Origin of the sequence: Novipirellula herctigrandis, assembly GCA_007859835.1 — a bacterium.
GTDB classification, from domain to species: Bacteria; Planctomycetota; Planctomycetia; order Pirellulales; family Pirellulaceae; genus Novipirellula_A; species Novipirellula_A herctigrandis.
Genome location: SJPJ01000001.1, coordinates 4,323,114 through 4,344,519, shown reverse-complemented (window position 1 = coordinate 4,344,519; position 21,406 = coordinate 4,323,114). Strand labels below are relative to the sequence as shown.

The following is a 21,406-nucleotide window of genomic DNA, read 5'->3' as shown; positions in this document are numbered from 1 at the left end:
CATCGGATCGAGCGGGAAGTCGCCTTCGATTGGAACACCCGCATCCGCTGACTCCGTGCGTTCGGGAATCCGCGCGTTCGGGAATCCGCGCGTTCGGGAATCCGCGCGTTCGGATAAGGGAGCTCGCTGCGACTCCGAGGGGGGGCAACCGCCAAAGAGAAACTATTTCTTCGCGAGATGTTCTTTGACCGCTTCGATTGGAATCGGGATACCTCGCAGGACGCCGTCGACCACCAATTTTCCATCGACAGCGCCTTGGAAATTGGCCACAATCATCCGGCCACGGCGAAGCTTCTTAAGCTCGATCATCAGAATCAAGGTATCGCCAGGTTTCACGATGCCACGAAAGCGAACTTCATCGAGTCCGCCAAAACCGACCATCTCGGTCCCAAGCAAATCGTGGCGTTGGGCAAAATAGCTAGCCAATTGGGCGACCGCTTCGAGTTGAATCACACCCGGCATGATTGGCATTCCAGGCATATGGCCTCGAACCCAAAAATCGTCCTCGGTGATGTCTTTATAGCCCGCGCATGCCAAACGACCGACATCCTCGCTGAGAATCGCGGTCACTTGGGCCATTTCATAACGCTGGGGAATTAGCTTCTGAATTGCTTCGGTATCCGCAATCGGATTATCAAAGTCCAGAATGTCTAAATCGAAGATAAATTCGCTTTTCGCCACTGTTTTCAGCTACAAAAATTAGGTCTTGATCTTTTTACGCTTTGCTTTTCGGGCTTTCGCACTCGCAGGGCGCTGTCCGTGGTTCGCTTTTTTCAATTTATGTTGTGGTTTAGCCATGAATCAATTGTGATAGATAGAGGGGATGTCAGCTCGGACTTGGATTCACGATAATCCCCAAAGGGGCCATCGCCCGAGCGAGGGGAAGAAAATAGCATATTTTGGCACGAGGTGGTAGCCGTTTCCAAACGATTCCGGGGACAGTCTTGAAAAGGGCCAGCCCCGCATTCCTATCGCCAAACCGACCGTTCTCGGCCCAATCGGTCCGCCTGGCCCTGTAATTGGTCGAGCCGAATAGAGCTCGTCGCTGCGTTAATCGCCGGGTCCATGGCAGGGCTAACTGCTGTGTCATGGTTGGCATTTCTGCCTTCGGCAGCGGGTGCGACCGCAGCTTTTCGCGACATTGATTGCTCTGGCTGGGGTTGCGCAGCGGAATAGAATGTGTTGCGAACCGACGGCGGCATCAACCGGTCCGACGCCATCTTGGAGGGTTTCACAGCGGTCGCCGCTTGCGATGGTTGGTCGAGCCCGGCGGTTCCCATTTTTCGCCTCATGTACCAACCACCCGATTGAGAGCCTGGCTGGATGCTCGCGAGTGCCGTTGCGGGAGCGATGCTGTTGCCAAGTGCTTTACCAGCGGGCCCAGATGTTCGAGTGGAAGCGGCTGAATTGCTGGGGGGATCGTTCGCCGGGATCTGCAAATCTGCCAGGGCAACCGGCTGGTTGTTTGCTGTGGAATTGGCTGCCGCCAACGCAATGTCACCGTTCGGGTTGTCCCTATTGATTTTCGCAAATTGAGCCGATGGGCCACTACCGGCGGCCACCCACGATAGCCAAAAATCTTGGAGCTCGGCGAGCGACTCGTATCCGTAGTGCTTTCGCACATTCCCGGTCCAAGATGGATGCTGCATATAGTCGTGCAAGAAAGCGATAAAGGTTTGCGGGCCCTGTTGATCGATTAGAAAACGACATACGGAATAACCTTGGGCATACATTGGCAGCACGTCATTTGGATACTCCGTCAACAAAAAGAGCTTATTCATGGGGATGCCGCGACGCGTGCGGAGGAATTCACGCAATTTATGCTCGTGCTTTTGCCGCTCCGAATCATGTTCGACGGTTGTACAAATCCCCTCGTCCGCCCAACGGGGCAGCGGCCGACCGAAATGAGTCGCCAAGATCGTGTGAGTCACTTCGTGCGGCAGAACGCTATCGAGAATTCGCTCGGGAGTTCCGACGACTTCCATTTGAAAATCACGTACCGGCGAGCGGTTGTAGGTCGTCACCCCCTGAGCAGCCAATTGCGGGCCTGCGACAACACGCACAGGGCAGGGAGTCGGCCATGATGGCAATGGCTGGCCGGTCCAATAGACTGCCAAATCGTTTCGATATCGCTCCGCCGCTTCACCCACTTGGCGAGCCAATTGAGCGTTGGGCGCTTGGATGATGAAGTTTCGAGTTCGAAAATTGGCCCCCTGGCTAGGGACGGCGACTAGGGCTGTCAAAACGCACGCTATCAAGGCGCCGATTTGGCGACGCACAATTATTCCGGCTTCCATGCCGCGGCACTCCCGCTCGTTTTCGTAGTTTCACAACGAATGATGACTGGCGGCGCGAAACATCCCGCTTCGGCCGACACCCTCGAAGGGGCAGTCTAGGCGAAGAACGGCTTGGAGAGAAAGACGAATAATTTCGGATGCTTCTTGCCTTCTTGCGCGCAATTTGTTCCCTAGCTAGTATCCGTCCGGAAATTGCTCGAGTGGCTGATTTTAGCGGATTTCACGTCCGCTGAGTACTTCGAAGATTTAGCTCTGGGGCGGTTTTAGTGGCGAACAACGCTCGTTTTCTACGCCGTTTTCGCCTGGCGCGCAGACCGATAGCCTTCCGTTGCTCCGATTCCAAAGGAGTATTTGCCTACGCCGCTTGGCGATCACTCTGTGCCGAGGCGCTAATGGCATGATGCTTGGCAAGTAACAACTTGCCAAGCGTATGTAGGTTGCGACCAAGTACCGCCAAACCAAAGTAGCGCTCAAAGCCGATCTCACTACGATCACGACAACGTTTCAGCCCGTTGCCTCGCTGTAAAGCACCGATCGCTGATTCCACACCGCTGTGACGTAGACGTGTTTGATGAAACTTCACGCTTCCGTTTTTCAATCGTTCGGCGTACTGATCGGGAGCACGTGGTAAAACACAAACGTCATCAACGATCTCTTGCAATGCCGTCTCATTTTCATCGCTGTGAAAGCCTCGGTCAAACGACGCCGTTTCGATCTGACCCGAATGTTTTCGCTGAGCAATTCGTGTCTGCTCAACGACAACATCTTGGTCTTTGCTGGTGCGGTCCATCAAATGATAGTGACTGATGAATCCTGCGGCGTCTTCGTAGACCAAGACCAAGCGTCCATACTGATTCGGTTGCCCAGCTTTACCGCGACGGTACAACTGCGTGTGAGTTTCAAAAAGACTGAACAGCTTCTCGCTATTGGGAACTCTTTCGCCAAGGAGCACGCGACGACGAGCGGTGTCGCAGACCTGCCGAGTTAGTTGGATCCATCGCTCGATTGCCGCGATTTTGGAGACAATCGCCGTCGAGAACAACTCCGATTTCGCCGTTTTTACCAACTCGTCGGCTCGCGTGAGCAACTGCTCGGTTCGGACAAGCAGATCCATGTAGAGCGATTGCAATGCGTCTTTCTTGACCTGACTCTTGCTCGCGGCGATGCGTCCCATGTTCTGTTTGAGCTTCTTGATCTTCCTCGTCAAGTGATCGGACTGACGCCAGCCATCAATCTCAAGCATGCCAGCCAAGTCAGCGCAGAGCGGAACAAACTTGCGTACCCCATCGAAGATCAAACTACTTTCGGTCGGATGATGAATGTTGGTTTCGACAACGAACGAATCGGCACGAACCGAAGCGGCAGCCTCAGGTGCAATCTCCTGTCCGGAGGTGACGATGACTTGATTAAGCTTCTCGATCGTTGCAGGCTTGAGTTTGCACAACGTGTCGCGAATGCGTCTGAAGGTGAATTCGTCGGCGTCCTGCCAATCGCCAATTCCCATGATGCCTCTGAGCGAGCGATGGTTCTCGACTTGGTCTTGGAGTTTGTCGTAATCGAAGTTGCACCCCAACCGAACAGCCGCCAAAACAACGACGTGCCAGTCATCCATGCCGGGCCTGCCGATATCTCGACGAGAGTCTTCGTTGAGATCGGCTGCGACTAACTTGACAGCTTTGTGACGAAGCTTGTTGTTGGTATAAAGGAACTGCAGACCCGCGAGGATCGGAACGATTTCGTCGCGGCATTCCAAGTTGAGTTGTACTTGTGCGACAGGGCTGCAATCGAAGCGATGCTGAGATTGATAGTGCTTTCGGACCACGTTCACTCCTCGAAGATTTGCGTTTGAAATTGCTTTTAGTCAACAATTCCAACGCCCGAACCTGCTTGCGGGTTCGATCTTCGGGGAGCTTTTTCTCAAAAAACATCGCAGTTTATGCGGCCATTCAATTTTTGGACGGACACTAGCTATTGTTAAAGCGTGATTTGTTTGATTCGCTTGAGATTCGTTTTCTGGCGGCTATAGTTGTCCGCAACCACTTTGGGCTTCCAATCTTGCTTTCCCAAAAGGATTTCGCTGCCCTGAAAAACACATTGCTTGTCTTCTTTGTTCTCTGTTTTTCAAGTCTTGCTTATGCCGATCTACAGCGACCCAACATTGTTTTGATTATCTCGGACGACCAAGCATGGGGTGACTATTCATTTATGGGGCATGAGGCGATACAAACCCCTCACCTCGACCGACTTGCTCGCGAAAGCCTGACTTTCACTCGCGGCTACGTCCCCACAAGTCTTTGCCATCCTTCGTTGTCCAGCATCATCTCGGGGCTGTATCCGCATCAACATGGAATCGTTGGCAATGATCCGCCTTGGGACGGAATGAAATCCGGCAAGCCAAAGCCAAATCGCAGAATACCGCCCTATTTGGATACCCGCAAAACGTACCTCAACCACCTTGACGCCGTGACGGCGTTGCCCAATTACCTGTCCAAGCTTGGTTATCGATCGATGCAAACCGGGAAGTGGTGGGAAGGCAACTTCCAGCGAGGTGGTTTTTCCGATGGGATGACGATTGGCGATTTCACCAAAGATGGTCGACACGGCGATGCAGGTTTGAAGATCGGTCGTGACACAATGGAACCGATTGAAGACTTTTTGGATTCTTGCACCAAGGATCATTCACCGTATTTGCTTTGGTATGCGCCGCTGCTGCCTCATGAACCCCACAACCCACCGCAACGATTGCTGGATAAATACAAGAACAAGACCGACTCTTTACCGATGGCAAAGTACTGGGCGATGTGCGAGTGGTTTGACGAAACATGCGGTGACTTTGTGCAATCGATCGGCGACCGGGGCGACGCGGAAAACACCATCATTGTTTACATCACCGACATTGGATGGATCAACAATCGTAACAAGAGCGGCTATGCACCCCGTAGCAAACCAAGCCCGAACGAAGGAGGGGGTCGGACACCGATGATGATCAAATGGCCGAAAAGAATGTCGCCGAAATTCGACCAATCTACCCTGGTTTCTTCTATCGATATTGTGCCGACATTGTTAGCGACTGTTGGTGTGAACCCCGACCCTAATCTACCGAGGATTAACTTGCTTGATGAGAAGGCAACCCAATCGCGACATCGAATCTATGGCGAGATATTGGATCATGACATTTAATCGATGGATGATCCGATCGCGAGTCTAAGATACCGATGGGTCATTAATAATCATTACAAACTGATCGAACCCTCGGCACGCATGGTGGGTGAGCATCCACAGTTGTACAACTTGAAAAACGACCCTAATGAGGAGACGGATTTAGCAATGCTCAAACCCGATCTCGTCGACGAACTTGCAGACCATTTGCGGGCAGACCCCTTCTGGAAAAATGCAGCAATCCCACACCCCGTGGGTTCCAACTAAACGCGATGTACCAACCAAGTTCCGAATGGACTTGCGGGTATCACATATCGACAAGTGGGTTGGGTTGCGTATAGTTAGGATTGGAGGCACGCACTAGCTTACGCTACTCTTTTCATTGAAGTGAAGGTCATGGGTATCATCAAATCGGTAAGGGGTTTCACGCCTCAATTTGGGAACAATTGTTTTATTGCTGAAACTGGCGTCGTGGTTGGCGACGTCGTGATGGGGGATGACTGTTCAGTTTGGTTCGGGGCGATTGTTCGCGGCGATGTCAATTCGATTCGCATCGGTAACAAAGTCAACATTCAAGACGGTTCGGTACTTCACACCTTGTACCAGAAGTCCGTTGTTGAAATTGATGACAATGTCTCCATTGGCCACAATGTTTGTGTTCACGGTGCCAAGATTGAAAAGAATTGCTTAATTGGAATCGGTTCGGTCGTGCTCGACCATGTCCATGTAGGAGAAGGTTCGATCATTGGTGCGGGGTCGGTTGTGCTGCAAGGTACGAAGATTGAACCTGGTAGCCTTTACGCTGGCACTCCCGCCAAACGGATCAAGGATGTGGATCCGGAACAGGCGAAAGAAATGATCGAAAAAATTGCCAACAACTACGTGTTTTATTCGAGTTGGTACAAGGATCAATCCGGCGTATCCAAGTAAGGGTCTTGCCCGATTTCGCGTTGCATTTTCTTGCGTTCTTTTTCGTGGTGCATCAGCACCATACGGTCGCGGAAATGTTTGCGTTCGACTTTGCGTTGGGCCTTGCGAAAGAGATTTGCTTGCTTGTCGGCTGATCCCTTTAGGACTTCGCCTTTTGTTTTCAACTTTTCGGCTTTGTCTGGGCCCAATCCGCTTTTGAGGATATCGTCATCGAGCGACAAGTATTGGCGATAGGATCCACGGTCACCTTGTCGACCGCAACGTCCGATCAATTGGCGGTCGATTCGCGCCGCATCATGTAGTTCGGTGCAAATGACGTGCATCCCACCGAGACTTTCGATTTCATCGTCAAGTTTAATGTCGGTACCGCGGCCGGCCATGTTGGTGGCGACGGTCACTTTTCCGCGTCCTCCCGCGGCTGAGACGATTTCGGCTTCTTTGGCAACATTGTTTGCATTGAGCACTTCGTGTTCAATGTTCCGCTCGGTCAACATTTGGGAAAGAATAACACTCTTGTCGATGGAACGGGTTCCGATCAAAACGGGCCGGCCTTCGGCGTTGACATTTTGCACTTCATCCGCGACCGCTTCATACTTCGCCAAAATCGTTCCAAAAACTCGGTCGGAAAGCCGTTCTCGCTTGGGGGGGCGATTGGTTGGTACTCGGATTACGGGGGTGCGATAGATTCGCTTCAGTTCGCTGGCGCTCGTGGCTGCCGTACCGGTCATACCCGCCAAATGCGGATATCGAAGAAATAGATCTTGGACGGTGATACGAGCCGCTTGGCCGGTGGGAACGCTGATCTCGATCTTCTCTTTGGCTTCGATCGCTTGGTGGATCCCATCGCGCCATTTACGTCCTTCGGCCAAGCGTCCGGTAAACTCGTCAACGATCACGATCTCGTCAACGCCCTTGTCACCAGGTCGGACAACGTATTGTCGATCAAGCAAGAACTCGAGGTACACTTTTACCGACCGCTCAATGTATTCGTACAAATCGACCAATCCCATCGTGCGAACCAAATCGCTCTTTGGCAACGCCCGAACCTTTTGACGTCCGCGAGATGTCAATTCGTATTGTTTGGTTTCGTCGTCAATTTCGAAGTGCTCATCTTCTTCAAATTCCGGCGCATGCTCGGATGCCCATTGGTACGTTTCGACAATTTGATCGCGTACTGTATCTTCAATGCTGCCGATGATTAGTGGCGTACGAGCTTCATCGATGAGAATACTGTCGGCTTCGTCAACCAAGCAGAAGTGCATCCCACGCATGACTACTTCGTCACCACCACCCGAAAATCCTCCGCCACCATCGCCGAGCATTTCGGTCTGCAACCGATTTTGGGCTCTGAGGAGCAATCGGTCTCGTAAGAAATCAAAGCCAAACTCTTTGGCCGTTCCGTAGGTGACAGCGCAGCTATATGATTTTCGCCGATCTTTTTGTTCGTCCGGAGTTTGGATGATGCCAACATCCACTCCCAATGATTCGTACAGTGGTCGCATCCATTCGGCGTCACGTTTGGCCAAGTAGTCGTTGACGGTGGCCAAGTGGGCCCCTTTGCCGACCAACGCATGCAGATACAACGGCAAGGTTGCCGTCAAGGTTTTTCCTTCCCCTGTTTGCATCTCGGCAATGCAACCTTCGAACAGGGCAATGCCACCAATCATTTGCACATCGTAATGACGCATCGCCAACGTGCGGCGACCCGCTTCACGAACCAGTGCGTAGCCTTCTGGAAGCAAGGCGGAAAGCTTCTCACCCGCCATTGCTCGATAACGAAGTGCCAAGGACCGTTTTCGAAGTGTCGTATCGTCTTCGGTTTTGAGCAACGCTTCAAGATTGTTGATTTGAGTCAGCTTTCGTCGCCAACGAATCATCCGCGGACTGACCCCTTTGCGTGAAAAAGGCGAAAGGGCTTTATGAGTTCCCCCAATATGCCGTTCGCTCGTACCAGGGGTCGCCGGTGAGAGCGATGGCGAAGCGACATCGGGAATTTCCGCATCGATCAACTCACCATGCATCGGTTCCTTCTCATTGCCTGGGGGAAGGATAGGGTCCGCTGCGGGCGGTGGTTCCGATGGAGCATCCGACTGGGTTTCTCCGGTGGCCATATAGGTTTCTTTGCGTTTTTTTTCGGTCATAGAAATGCTTGCACGACAGGTTCACGCGCTCAAATCGCGTGAAACATTCATTCTAGCGTTTAATCCAGCGATGTTAGTGAAACTTTGCACGCTTTCTGCCTCAAGATAGGCAGGCTAGGAAGACTATTCCCAGGGTTCCGGCGGTTCTGCATCTACCGATGAATTCAGTCGATTCAGTTATACCAGTCAATCCTGTGTTCCCGGACTGTACGAGTACTAACAATGAAAATGAATTTACGAGGCCTGGCCCTATCAGCGTTGTTGCTGTCTGCCTCAAACATGAGCTACGCTCAACAGGGTGCCACATCGACCGTTGGCGATCTTCCTGGATACGACGAAGACGCTTATTTCGCGGACGAGGCAACTTTCCAAGAACAGGTGAGCGCGGTTTCGAAGGTGTCGCATTCCGACAGCTCCGATTCCAGCCAGGCCTACGCACAATCCTATGTGGGTGAGTCCGTTGCGGCGACGGGGGCTTCTCCGTCGTACACTCCGGTTGCTGCGAGCCAATTACAACCCGTTGGCTTCCTTGACGGACAGCTTCTACGCGGTCGCAGCAGCAGCAGTTGTGATGGTGCTTGCGATGGCGGCTGCGATAGCTGCGGCGGGGGCAGCAGTTTGTTAGGCTTGGGCAAAATGTTCAGCTGTGGCAGTGACACTTGGGCCGTTTCCGAGTTCCTGATGTGGTTCGCACCCGATCGTGACATGCCAGCATTGGTAACGATGGGTCCTGCGGGTGTCATTCCGTTTGAATCCGTTTCGCAAACGGTATTTGGTGATGACATCAACGGTGACATGTCCGTTGGTTTCCGAGGCGACTACGGAAAATACGTTTCCAAGAACATTGGTATTGGTGGACGTTTCTGGATGATGACAGAAAACGAAGACTCCTACTATGCTTCGGGCAACGGTACCGGGCCTTCGATCGGTCGTCCTTTCTTTAATACAGACATTCCTTCAGAGGATGTCATATTGGTCAATGGACCTAATGTGCTGGGAGCTGTTTTCTCGGGTGAAGTTCAAGGCGAAAGCACATTGAACATGCTCGGTGCAGAAGCCTACGCACGAATCAACCTTGGTTGCAGCAGTACACACAAGCTTGAATTGATCGGTGGTTACTCGCACTTCAACATCGACGACGAATTGTGGATGTCTAGTACTTCCGTCCAAACAACGGGTGTCGGCGCTGGAACGATTACAAGATTCCGCGACGATTTCGAAATGGAAAACCGCTTCGATGGTGGCCAAATTGGCTTTGAAATGAGTGCAAAACGTGGTCGCTGGACCGCTCGCTCGCTGACCAAAGTACACTTGGGTAACATGAACCAACACGCCAACATTCGTGGCACGACGACACGTGGCCCTGCCGGTTCGCTGGTTAGTGGTGTTGGTGGAGCATTGCCTTTCGATGGCTATGTAGATGAAGAACGCGACGTGTTCGCCTTCATCCCCGAAGCGAATTTCAAGCTTGGCTACCAATTCCGCAACAACGTGGCATTGAGCGTCGGCTACTCGTTCTTGTACTTCGACAACGTGGCACAAGTGGGCGACGTGATCAATCCGCTACTCGACGGACCATCGCTAGCCGATCCAGTCCAATTCGGTGGCCAGCCATTCAAGTTTGACGATTCGAGTCTCTGGGTTCAAGGAATTGACTTGGGCGTTGTCATCACTCTCTAAGAAAACGAGAGCGATGATTCAGTACAAAGCCTGATATCACTGTTGGCCCAGCGGCTCCGGCAAAAAGACTTTGGTCCGGAACACCGCGTCGGAGTCCGCTAGAAGAGTCAATACGCAAAGGGCGTGAAGAATTTTTTCTTCACGCCTTTTTTTCGTCTTTTTCGTTGATCGAAACGCTCGCCTTGATCCGGTGACGAGCCTGGGTCACAATCAAGCGATGAACCAAAACAAACCTATCGCCCTTGGGCTTTGGCCAATCGCAGGCGTTACGACAATTGGCGTCACTCGTGACGACGCTTTGGCCACGATCCAAGCGGCCATCGACAACGGCATTACTACGTTTGACACAGCATTCAGCTATGGCTATGACGGAGAAAGCGACAGGATTCTTGGCGAGTTTTTACGTAAACATCGCGAGCGGTTTTACGTGATTGGCAAAGTCGGCCAGCGGTGGACCGCGTCGCACGAGCGTGCCATTGATGGCTCCGAGAAACAATTGACCGCCGATGCCGAGGAGTCACTGAAACGGCTTGGAATCGATCAATTCGACCTTTTAATGTTGCATATGGTTGATCCCAACATCGACATCGAAACGTCCGCTGCCACGATTGCAACGCTACAACGCCGTGGTCTATGCCGAGACACCGGTGTTTGCAACATTACTGCGGACCAACGCCGAGCGTTTGCCAATTCTGCGGCTTGCAATGCCATTCAAACGCCACTGAATCTATTGCAGCGCGAAGCACTCAATGAATTGGTTCCTGAATGTATTGTTGATGACTGTAATGTCTACGTTTATTGGACATTGATGAAAGGATTGCTAGCCGGGAAAATTACTCGCGACCACCAATTTGCCGAAGGTGACAGTCGTCCGAAGTATCCCATCTTTCAAGGTGAAGCGAGACGTCGGACGCATGACATACTTGACGCACTGCAACCGATCGCCGATGCGAGCGGTATGACGATCGCCCAACTTTCGATCAGCTGGGCAGTCTCGCAGCCAGGCATTACCGCAGCTTTGGTTGGAGCACGACGACCCGACCAAATTCTTGAAACCTGCAATGCTGGGCGACGGTCCAAGGAAATTGTCGATCAGATCGACGCGGTTGTTCAGCAGCACGGCGGGTAGCGGCGATTACAACGTCGGCAGCGTCGGCTTCGGTGGGTTCTGTGCTGCTTTGGCAGTAATCGTTCGAACAAGGGCTTTTGCAACCGATTCAAGCGGCGCTTGTGCAGTCGCATTTTCGGCGATCATTTGTGCCAATTGGCCTTCGTCGCCTGCGGTTCGAAGATCGATGTTGATTGGCAAATCGCCTAAGAATGGAACCTTCAACTCTTCTGCCTTCTCTCTGGCTCCACCTCGACCAAAGATGTCATAGGTCTTATGGCATCCGGGACATTGGAACCCGCTCATATTTTCCACCATGCCAAGAATCGGGATGTTCACTTTTCGGAACATGCTGATTGCCTTGATCGCATCAAGGAGTGCCACTTCCTGCGGCGTGCAAACGACCACGCTGCCGGCAAGCGGCAACGCCTGAGAGAGCGTCAGTACGACATCACCGGTGCCAGGTGGCAAGTCAATCACCAAGTAATCGAGTTCACCCCAATTGGTTTCGCCGAGAAATTGGTTGATCGATCCATGCAGCATCGGGCCACGCCAAATCACCGCCTGATCGGGCTCGACCAAGAATCCCATCGACATCACAGGCATCGGTGGTAGCGAACTTGGCTCGGTCAGCATGATCGGCTCGATCTTCTTTTCGGCGCTGACCGACGGGCGACCTGACAGTCCAAGTAAATGCGGAATGCTCGGCCCGTAGACATCGGCGTCCATCAAACCGACTTTCGATCCCAGTTGCCGAAGCGTTAGTGCAATCGAGGCAGCCACGGTGCTCTTTCCCACTCCTCCTTTGCCGCTACCGACCGCGATCACGCTTTTGACTCGCAAGCCAACCTGGCCCAGGCGAGCAGGTGGCCGTGGATGATCGACAAATTTGACTTCGACTTTCGTCCCCGGAATCACTGCGACGATTTTGGATTCAATGGCGTCAGCGACTTCGTCAGCAATGGGCCGTGAGTGGGACGTGATTCCAAGCGTGATGGTCGCGGAATTGCCCTCAACGACGATATCTTTGATTTGTCCCATCGACTCGAGTGTCCGACCAGTTTCAGGGTCGGGATGAGAAGCGATGGCCGCGTGGATGGATTCGGACGTTAGTTCTGACATTCTATTTACTCGCTAGCGCGTTGGTTCCTATTGATTAGCTTCGCTGCTCATTCCACAGCGACAACAATTCCACTAGATGCTCGGTCGCCTGGGCCATTTCGTCAAGGCACGCAAATTCAGTCACGCTATGAATATTGTGTTGACCACTCGAAAGATTAGGGGTTGGCAAACCTTTTTCGGTCAATTGGCTTCCATCGGTGCCACCACGGACAATTTCTTTGGAGCACTTTCGTCCAAGATTTTGGAACGCTTGTTCCGCAAAATCGACCGCTTGAGGAAGCTTTTCGAGCCCTTCGCGGAGATTGCGGTATTGGCGTCGCACGTCCACCGACACTTTTACGCCTTGCGTCTTTTCGGCGGCCGCGTTGGCGGTTTTTCGAACCAAGTCAGCGTAGTCGGCGAGTTCTTTCGAATCAAATGACCGTAAAATCAATTCCACCGTCACGTCGCCCACACCACCATGAATTGAATGGGGATGAATGAAGCCTTGGCGTTCGGAAGTTGATTCCGGTGATAAATGCATGCGAGGAAGCCCGGCTATAAAGTCGGCAGCAGCTCGCATTGCATTAACCATCACCCCTTTGGCGATCGCGGGGTGAATATTGTATCCAGTGAAATGCACCGTCGCCGCGTCCGCCGAGAAGGTTTCCACATCGACGATGCCCGCTCCACCGCCATCGATCGTGTAGGCAACCATGGCGTCCACTTTTGCCAAATCGATTTTGTCCGTCCCGCGTCCAATTTCCTCGTCACACGTGAACAGCACACGCACCTCACCGTGCTGTAAATGGGGGTTCTCAATGAGTGTTTGTGCGAGTTCCATGATGATCGCGACGCCAGCCTTGTCATCGCCGCCAAGCAGAGTTCGACCGTCGGTGGTGATGAGCGTTTTGCCAACAAGCGACTCAAGTGCGGGGCAACCCGCGAGTGTGATTGCGTTTCCCGCCGGCAGTGAAATGTCGCCCCCTTGGTAGGCTTGGATCACTTGAGGCGATACCGAGTCACTGGGAGCTTCCGGCGACGTATCGACATGAGCGACTAACGCTACCGTAGGACTGCCGCCACCATTGGTTGCCGGAACCGTGCCCCACACCAAAGCGTTTTCGTCGATATGCGCGTCCGTGATGCTCATCGCTGCCAATTCATCCGCTAGCAGTTCAGCCAGCGTGCGTTGTTTATCACTGCTAGGATAACCGTCGCTGCTAGGGTCCGCTGCGGTGTCGATGCGGACGTAACGTAGGAAACGCTCTAGTAACCGTTTGCGATTGATGGTGACATGACTTTGTGGATTCATGGTGCGATGGTAGTGATAGGAGTGGACGGATGATGCGATAGCACCGATTGTTTGCTATCCTAGCGGTCTACAGCCGGACAGCCTACCTCGCGTCGAACTTCGCGATTTCAATACGATCCGGCCAAGATCCAAATTGAAAAGGATTCCGATGGCCGAGAAAGTTTCTCATTTAATCTTCGACGTGGAAAGCATTGCGGACGGTGAACTCATTTCGGCTGTTCGCTACGGCGGTCAAGGGTTGACTGCCGAACAGGCCATCGCGACCTACCAGGATGAACTGGTCGAGCAGAACGGAACGACGTTTATTCCTTACACGTTTCAGATCCCGATCTCGGTCGTGATTGCCAAAATTGCACCGGATCTGCGACTGATTGATATCGTCTCTCTTGACGAACCTGAATTTCGGCCGCACGTGATTACCAAGCATTTTTGGCGCGGCTGGGAATTGTACGGCAGACCACAGTGGGTGACATTCAATGGTCGCTCGTTCGATTTGCCGATCATGGAATTGGCTGCATTCCGGTACGGCATCTCGATCGGAGCGTGGTTCAAGTCCGACGGTTATCGTTCGCCGCGAAATCGGTTCAGTACCGACGCTCACTTGGACTTGCAGGAATTGATCACCAATTTTGGAGCCGCACGATGCAATGGAGGCCTGAACTTGATTTCCAAGTTGATCAGCAAACCAGGGAAAATGGATACCACAGGCGACCAAGTCCAACAGCAAGCCGACGAAGGGAAATACATGGCGATCAGTGACTATTGTCGTTGCGATGTTCTCGACACCTATTTCGTTTTTCTTCGTGCGATGGTGATGATGGGGAAAACGACGCTAGACAAAGAAATCCAATTGGTCCGTTCGGCAAAGCAATGGATCGAAGAACGTGCCGATGCCAGCGAGGCCTACGGCGCCTATCTAAACGCGTGGACCGCGTGGAAAAATCCATGGGAAGAAGCAAAAGAGGCGGAAGCGACCGGCAAGAAGGATGAGGCGTAACGTCACGAACCTATTGCTAGTAAAACCACGTGGGGTGCCACATTCTTACCTTGACACTTGCTTTTCCGTTTTCCTAGCATTCAAACGAAAGAACACGAAAACGACGAAGTTCCCACCGCGAGACCTCCCTTTCAAAGAAAGCCGGAAGCAAGGATGCATCAGGTTCGGCAGCATTATCGATTCCTATTCCCCATCATGCTAAGCATCTTGCTAGGCGTCGAATGGGGCAGCGCACAATCGCCCAAAGCCCCGACGACCGCGCCCAAAGTCCCGACGACCGCGCCCAAAGTCCCGACGATCGTTTCGTACGCAATGCGACACAAGACGCCGGCGGAAATCGAGACGGCATTCTCTCCGTTGGTCGAAAGTGCCCCAAATGTTCATATGCAGTCAGACAACGAAAACGGCCGACTGGTGCTCGAAGGCCCGCCTTGGGCGCACCAATTGTTGGCTCAAGTGCTTCAGCGGCTCGATCAAGCACCTACGGTAGATACCGTGCCCGCGAATGTGGCGAATTCCGATGCGGCGACATCCAACTCGCCCTCCTCAAGCACCGTTCGATTACTGCCTCCGAAGGCGCAGCCCGGTTCACCCGTTCGGCTTCCCGATACGCAGCAAATCGAAAAGTCACCTGTTCCCGCCAATGTGGAAAGTGTTCGCCGCATACTTCCCCTTCCCACAGGCCAATCCAAAGCGATTCGCGATCATGTGTTGCGGCTCTTTGGTGAACGGCTTCAGGTCAGCAATGGGCAAACCGCTCAAGGCTCCAATGGAATAATTCCCGGCCAATTTTCGATGACGACCTCATCGGGAATCTTGCGAATCGGATTTGATCTTGACCGAGAAGATGTCTTACTCGACGGCCCCGCCAACGTCGTGGACCAATTTGGACGCCTGCTAACGGCGATTGTCCAGCGGTTCCAACGTCAATCGACGGCGCTAACGAACCAACCTCAACAGCGAGTGCTGATGCTTCGCCGTGAAGTTCAGCCCGGTGTGAAACAACTGATCGATTCGTCACAAAACAATCGCTCGCCATCACAAGTTCCCGACACCGATGGCGCGGCATTAGGTGACCAGCGTTCGAGGATGCTATTCCGCTTAACAGGGATCCAACAAGCGAGCACCCAAGCGGCCCAAGATCTACCACCACCAACGAGCAATCCGCAGAGTGATACCAATCGTTCGGAACCTGCCGCGCCACGCCCAATACCTCCTTCCCTGCCGCAACTCGAAGGCGTGGAAGTGGAAACGTTGCCCGATTTGGATGCGATCATTTTGCGTGGGCGCGACCAAGACTTAGATCAACTATCCGAGATCATCCGCGAATTGGAATTGCTCAGCCGGCAAACACAACCTGCGATCGAAGTGATCTATCTTCAGCATACCCATTCGCAGGGCATTTCCGATTTGATCGAACAAACGCAAGAGAGTTTGCTTGGAACACGGCAAGGTCGCGCGATCGTGACACCACTCGGTAAACCGAACGCGTTGTTACTGCTCGGTTGGGGTGACGCGGTCGCGGCGCTCAAGGAACTCATCGCGAAATTGGACCAACCGGTTCCTCCAGAGAGTCAATTCAACCTATTTCGACTCAAATATGCTTCGGCAGCAGCGCTTCAAAGAACCATCAATAGCTTCTTCGCTCGCCGCCAAGGCGACCTAGCACCACAAGTCATGTCGACGATCGATATTCGCACGAATTCATTGATCGTCCATGCGGCTCCTCGCGACATGATCGAGGTAGCTCGCTTGGTCGAGCGGCTTGATACGATCGACGGAGAGACCGTCCAACGAACGCGCGTATTCGAGATTCAAAATAGTCTCGCGGCCGACGTTGCTGAAACGCTTCGCAACACCATCGACGGTACAAATTCCGCGGCAACATCGACTGCGATGGAATTAATGCTTGATGACCGCGGCCAATCGATTATCTCGGGGATTCTGGAAAACATCCAAATCACCGTGGATGCGAGGAAGAACAACTTGATCATTTCAGCTCCGGCCGAAAATTTCGATGTGATCGAGGCCTTGATCGAAAAACTCGACTCGCCCGGCATGGTCGCCAAGATCAAAATTTTCCCGATCCAAAATGGCGATGCAGCAAGCTTGATACAAACGCTTCGCTCGCTACTGCCAAGTCGGGCCGGGGCGGACCCCGTCACGTCGGCTCAATTGTCAAGTTCACCGGGTGAATCGTCGTTGGCACCGCTAAGGTTCACCGTTGATATTCGCAGCAACAGTATCATTGCAACGGGTTCGGACGGTGATTTGCGAATTGTCGACGCCTTGCTTTTACGATTGGACGAAGCCGATGCAATGCAGCGTCAGAACACCGTTTATCAATTGAAAAATTCGCCGGCGGTGGATGTGGCTTTGGCCATTAACGAATTTTTGCGAAACACACGGCAAGTCGAGAACGCTTCACCGGCCGTGCTGAACCCGTACGCACAGCTTGAAAAGGAAGTCGTCGTCGTCCCCGAACCTGTATCGAACAAATTGATCGTCAGCGCAACGCCTCGCTATTTCAACGAAGTGCGAATGATGATCGAAAAGCTCGACGAACAACCGCCACAAGTGATGATCCAAGTATTGATCGCCGAAGTGTTGCTAAACAATACCGACGAATTCGGAGTGGAATTGGGGATCCAAGATTCGGTCTTGTTCGACCGTAGTTTGCTTGGTGACTTATTGACCGTGACCAGTACAACCAATGTGACTTCGCCTGGCGGCGCGGTGACATCAACGACGCAAGACAATGTGATCTCCGCGACGAATGAACCTGGTTTAAATTTCAATAGCACCGATCCACTTGGCAACAGTGGCTCAGCACAAGCGATAGCGAATGCAGCAAATATTGGTGGCCAAGGGATTTCCAATTTTGATCTTGGACGCGCTAATGCGGAACTGGGCTTTGGTGGTTTGGTTTTGTCGGCTAGCAGCGAAAACGTCAGTGTGCTACTGCGGGCTCTCGAAGAATCACGTCGCTTGGAAGTTCTTAGTCGGCCACAGGTTCTGACGCTCGACAACCAACCCGCGTTTATCCAGGTTGGGCAACGCGTGCCGCGAATCACCGGATCGACCATCAACCAAATTGGCCAGCAGAACACGATCACACTGGAGAACGTCGGTTTGATTCTTGGCGTCACTCCGCGAATCAGCCCCGAAGGCAACGTGACGATGGAAATTGATGCCGAGAAGTCAGAAGTAGGACCTGAATCCGAAGGCATTCCGGTATCCGCGACTGCCGATGGAACGGTCGTCCGTAGCCCGCGAGTGAACGTGGCCAGTGCCCAAGCGACAGTGAGTGCCGCGGATGGCGAGACGATTATCCTTGGTGGATTGATCTCGAACAATCGAAAACAGCATCATCGAAAAGTCCCATGGCTTGGTGACCTGCCGCTGATCAAACACTTGTTCCGCTACGATTCGGTTTCGAATCGTCGCGCTGAATTATTGATCATCCTGACGCCTCACATTGTTCGTTCGCCTGCGGACATGGAACGCCTCAAACAAACCGAGATGGCTCGAATGAGTTGGTGTGCATGCGACGTGTTTAACTTGCATGGCGAAATCGTCAGCGACCCGACAACCGAATCGTTGTTCTCAGGGAACTACCAGGATTTCGGTGTCGACGTCATTTATCCGCACGATGACCCGCGCGGTCAGAACATGGTAATGGAACCGAGTGAGATCCCAAATGAAATGAGTGTTCTGCAGCCAGCTCATTCCTCGATGCAAAATCCGGTGATCAACGGATCAGGCAATATTATGGATAACACAATGGAAACGACAGTGGAAAACCTTGCCGATCCAATATGGTCCGCAAGCCCAATGCCCGACAACACGCTGCCGCCCGGGCGCCTCTCTTCACCCGATACGATGTTGTCCGCACCAAATGCGATAGGAAGTGGTTTGTAATGAAGGACACAAACAACCACCGATACACCTCTAGTTGTCTTTGCACGCTGATTGTCACAATCGTTTTAACAGCGGGATGTCAATTTGTTCCCGACCGAGTGAAATGGTCGCCGGACTTTTTCAACAAGGAAGAAGAAGCGGTCGTTCCAACTCGGATGATGGTGATTTGGACCGACACGGTTTTGCATCAACCTCAAAAGCCAGGCGTGCGAGGATTTGGTGGCCGTATTTATTTCTACAACGAAAACGATCCTGATCCCGTTAAGGTCGATGGCGGGTTAGCGGTCTACGCATTCGATGCAGATGACTTGAACCCCACGACCGCGAAACCGGAACGCAAGTTCGTCTTCACGGCCGATCAGTTTGCCGAATACATGAGCCGAACGTCGATGGGTGTTTCCTATAGCGTTTGGTGTCCGTGGGACGAAGTTGGCGGGTACAACGAACAATTGAGTTTGATCGTCCGTTTCGAAGGTCGCGGTGGCGGCGTCGTCATTTCCGATCCGACCATCAAGTTGCTGCCGGGACTGAATCGCCCCGCCAGTGTTATGGAAAAATCAAACAATACCAATAGCGGCGTCACGCAAGCGGTCGTTTCGAGTGACACGAAGTCATCCAACCAAATGGTCAGTTTCGAGACCGACCCAACACGAACCGTCAAAGCGAAGGCACCGCGACGCAAAACCGAAACGATCGATTTGCCACCAAGTTTTTATCGACATCTTCGCGGTCCCTCCGTTCTGGATCAACCGTTTGAGATGACCAACGAAAACGCCGATGCGACCAATGAGCTAAGCACGCAGCCCATTGTCGACGAATTGCAGATTCCGGACGTCGAATTGCAACAACAACAATCCGTTAGCAGCGATAGGGAATCGAATGCGAGATGGGCTCAGTACCCTTCCCGAACGCTCGGTTTTCCACGACGGTTCGAGCCTCATGGGACTCGCCAAGAACCGATACCGGCGGGATGGATCGAGGAATTGCCTCGGACACCGCGTTCCGGCTATCCCCATTCGCGGTCGATTGCGGAAGAAACCCCGTAGCGTAAACCGGTCGAATCGGTCAAATTCGTCCGTACTGACCGATTGATACACTGCGTGTGGAATTTCGATGGACGATCTCTCAAGAATCACCTTCGACCTGTTGATTGTGTTGACCGCTGGTTTGATCGCGGTTGCGACCTGCAAACGGATTGGCGTGTCGCTATTGGTCGGCTATTTGGTCGTGGGTGCCTTGATCGGACAAGGTGTATTGGGGATTGTTTCCCAACAGAACCATGAGCTTGAAATTCTGGCGTCCGCCGGTGCGTTGTTCTTGCTGTTTGCCGTTGGAATCGAGTTTTCGCTCGATGAACTGGCTCGACTAAGCCGCTATTTTTTGGTCGGCGGTTTGACCCAAATGCTACTCGTTGCAGTTCCGCTCAGCGTGGCCTGTTTGGCGTACGGTTTTACAGCCAACGTAGCGATATTGATCGGGGCGGCCGGCGCGTTAAGTTCCACGGTACTCGTCTTTAAGGCTCTTTCGGAATGGGGTCAAACCACGACCCCGCATGGAAAGCGTGCCATCGCAATCCTTTTGTTCCAAGACGTTGCACTAGTACCTTTAATGCTGCTGTTGCCGCTGCTGACCCACCAAGGGGAAGCACCGACAATCGGCATTTACGGGTTGCTTGCAGGCAAATCGCTCACCTTTGTTGTTGCGATTTATTTGCTGCGAAGGCTGGTCGCATCGATGCTCGTCGCATTACTGGTCAAACTTCGCAGTGTCGAGTTGGTCATCTTGTTCACGTTGTGCTTGCTTGGTGGGGTTTGTTGGGGTGCGGTTTGGCTTGGCTTACCAGCCGCTGTCGGGGCATTGGCAGCGGGAATGATCCTCAGCGGCAATCGACTCAGCAAACAGATCGACACGGTGGTACTGCCGTTTCGCGAATCGTTTTCAGCCGTCTTTTTTGTGACGCTTGGGACGCTGTTCGATCCGGCGGTCTTTTTTCGAGAGCCGCTGCTGCTCTCGGCATTGTTGGTCGGCATGTTGCTGGTAAAGGGAATCGCCGCCGCCATCTCGCTACGGCTTACCGGATTGAAATGGAAACCCTCGATCGGGATGGGATTCGGACTTGCTCAGCTTGGCGAATTCTCGTTTTTGCTGTTGGCAGGAGGTGTGAGCCAAGGGTTGGTGTCGGCGTCTCAATACAACCGGATGCTCTTTATTGCCCTTGGGACGTTAATTCTCACGCCCCAGCTTTTGAAGTTTGGGCTTCAATGGACCGATCGATTGGCCATCGAACATGATCGTGATACGAGCGTCGTTGTCGATGACAAGGATTCCAAGCAAGCTGTGGTGATTGGTTTGGGTGTTATCGGACGCCAAACCGCATCGCGGCTCGAAACAACGGGGCTTCATGTTTGCTTGATGGACATTAGTCCCATCAACCTTTACGCATTTGCTCAACATGGTTTTCATACCGTCACCGGTGACGCACGTGACGTCATGGTGTTGAGAAGGGCAAACGTTCAAGATTGCGCTTTGGCCGTTGTCACAGTTCCCGATGATAACGCTGCCCGCCAAATTGTCACCGCGATCCGCTTGATCAACACAAAGGCATCGATTTTGGTCAGGTGCCGATACCTGGGGAACGTGCCCCGAATGAAAAAGGCAGGTGCGAATGGTGTGATTAGCGAAGAAGCCGAAGCATCGCAAGCGTTAATGAAATGGTGCGAGCAATTCATGGCAAAGTGAGCGAATCATGTCAATGCG

The 21,406-nt window shown here is 52.7% G+C and carries 16 protein-coding genes; 9 read left to right on the top strand and 7 right to left on the bottom strand.

Annotated elements, in window-relative coordinates; translation table 11 throughout:
- Window positions 1–162 precede the first annotated feature (162 nt).
- From CA13_RS16145 to CA13_RS16135, 4 genes are all read right to left on the bottom strand, one after another.
- The gene (locus CA13_RS16145; protein ID WP_146398303.1) at window positions 163–681 is read right to left on the bottom strand and encodes a 3-hydroxyacyl-ACP dehydratase FabZ family protein; all 519 of its coding nucleotides are present in this window, start codon (window positions 679–681) and stop codon (window positions 163–165) included.
- An 18-nt stretch (window positions 682–699) separates the two neighbouring features.
- Window positions 700–798, bottom strand: coding sequence for a 50S ribosomal protein bL37 (locus tag CA13_RS35265; RefSeq protein ID WP_390621450.1), 99 nt, complete (start codon window positions 796–798; stop codon window positions 700–702).
- Between the two features lie 170 nt (window positions 799–968).
- Window positions 969–2,279 (bottom strand): hypothetical protein, encoded by a 1,311-nt coding sequence (locus CA13_RS16140; RefSeq protein WP_419194440.1) that lies wholly within the window; start codon window positions 2,277–2,279, stop codon window positions 969–971.
- 373 nt (window positions 2,280–2,652) lie between these two features.
- Window positions 2,653–4,119, bottom strand: coding sequence for an ISNCY family transposase (locus CA13_RS16135; protein ID WP_146393859.1), 1,467 nt, complete (start codon window positions 4,117–4,119; stop codon window positions 2,653–2,655).
- A 149-nt stretch (window positions 4,120–4,268) separates the two neighbouring features.
- Here CA13_RS16135 and CA13_RS16130 point away from each other — a divergent pair, with 149 nt between their 5' ends.
- The 3 genes from CA13_RS16130 to CA13_RS16125 all read left to right on the top strand — a co-directional run bounded on the left by CA13_RS16130 (window position 4,269) and on the right by CA13_RS16125 (window position 6,386).
- Window positions 4,269–5,477 (top strand): sulfatase-like hydrolase/transferase, encoded by a 1,209-nt coding sequence (locus CA13_RS16130; RefSeq protein ID WP_419194439.1) that lies wholly within the window; start codon window positions 4,269–4,271, stop codon window positions 5,475–5,477.
- A gap of 3 nt (window positions 5,478–5,480) precedes the next feature.
- A complete protein-coding gene (locus CA13_RS35260; protein ID WP_419194438.1) occupies window positions 5,481–5,723 on the top strand; it encodes a hypothetical protein in 243 nt (80 codons plus the stop codon).
- Window positions 5,724–5,852: 129 nt separating this feature from the next.
- Window positions 5,853–6,386 (top strand): gamma carbonic anhydrase family protein, encoded by a 534-nt coding sequence (locus CA13_RS16125; protein ID WP_146398301.1) that lies wholly within the window; start codon window positions 5,853–5,855, stop codon window positions 6,384–6,386.
- Here CA13_RS16125 and CA13_RS16120 read toward each other — a convergent pair.
- Window positions 6,365–8,527 carry a preprotein translocase subunit SecA gene (locus CA13_RS16120; protein WP_419194437.1) on the bottom strand — a complete coding sequence of 721 codons (2,163 nt, stop codon included), beginning with the start codon at window positions 8,525–8,527 and terminating at the stop codon, window positions 6,365–6,367. The two genes, CA13_RS16125 and CA13_RS16120, sit on opposite strands and share 22 nt — an antisense overlap.
- Window positions 8,528–8,749: 222 nt before the next feature.
- Between CA13_RS16120 and CA13_RS16115 the strand changes: the two genes are divergently transcribed.
- Window positions 8,750–10,207: a BBP7 family outer membrane beta-barrel protein gene (locus CA13_RS16115; protein WP_146398299.1), complete on the top strand. Its 1,458-nt coding sequence runs from the start codon at window positions 8,750–8,752 to the stop codon at window positions 10,205–10,207.
- Between the two features lie 217 nt (window positions 10,208–10,424).
- Window positions 10,425–11,336, top strand: a complete 912-nt coding sequence (locus CA13_RS16110) for an aldo/keto reductase (protein ID WP_146398296.1) — start codon at window positions 10,425–10,427, stop codon at window positions 11,334–11,336.
- 6 nt (window positions 11,337–11,342) lie between these two features.
- On the opposite strand, the gene CA13_RS16105 is transcribed toward CA13_RS16110, so the two are convergent.
- Window positions 11,343–12,437 carry an Mrp/NBP35 family ATP-binding protein gene (locus tag CA13_RS16105; RefSeq protein WP_146398294.1) on the bottom strand — a complete coding sequence of 365 codons (1,095 nt, stop codon included), beginning with the start codon at window positions 12,435–12,437 and terminating at the stop codon, window positions 11,343–11,345.
- A 34-nt stretch (window positions 12,438–12,471) separates the two neighbouring features.
- Complete coding sequence (gene pepT / locus CA13_RS16100) at window positions 12,472–13,731, bottom strand: peptidase T (protein WP_146398292.1); 1,260 nt, start codon at window positions 13,729–13,731, stop codon at window positions 12,472–12,474.
- Between the two features lie 148 nt (window positions 13,732–13,879).
- Here pepT and CA13_RS16095 point away from each other — a divergent pair, with 148 nt between their 5' ends.
- The 4 genes from CA13_RS16095 (at window position 13,880) to CA13_RS16080 (ending at window position 21,388) form a co-directional block, all read left to right on the top strand.
- A complete protein-coding gene (locus tag CA13_RS16095; RefSeq protein ID WP_146398290.1) occupies window positions 13,880–14,728 on the top strand; it encodes a 3'-5' exonuclease in 849 nt (282 codons plus the stop codon).
- Window positions 14,729–14,881: 153 nt separating this feature from the next.
- The gene (locus CA13_RS16090) at window positions 14,882–18,649 is read left to right on the top strand and encodes a secretin N-terminal domain-containing protein (protein ID WP_146398288.1); all 3,768 of its coding nucleotides are present in this window, start codon (window positions 14,882–14,884) and stop codon (window positions 18,647–18,649) included.
- A complete protein-coding gene (locus CA13_RS16085; protein ID WP_146398286.1) occupies window positions 18,649–19,695 on the top strand; it encodes a hypothetical protein in 1,047 nt (348 codons plus the stop codon). The genes CA13_RS16090 and CA13_RS16085 overlap by 1 nt, the downstream gene beginning before the upstream one ends.
- Window positions 19,696–19,762: 67 nt before the next feature.
- On the top strand, window positions 19,763–21,388 hold the full coding sequence (locus CA13_RS16080) for a cation:proton antiporter (RefSeq protein ID WP_146398284.1): 1,626 nt from the start codon (window positions 19,763–19,765) through the stop codon (window positions 21,386–21,388).
- Window positions 21,389–21,406 lie beyond the last annotated feature (18 nt).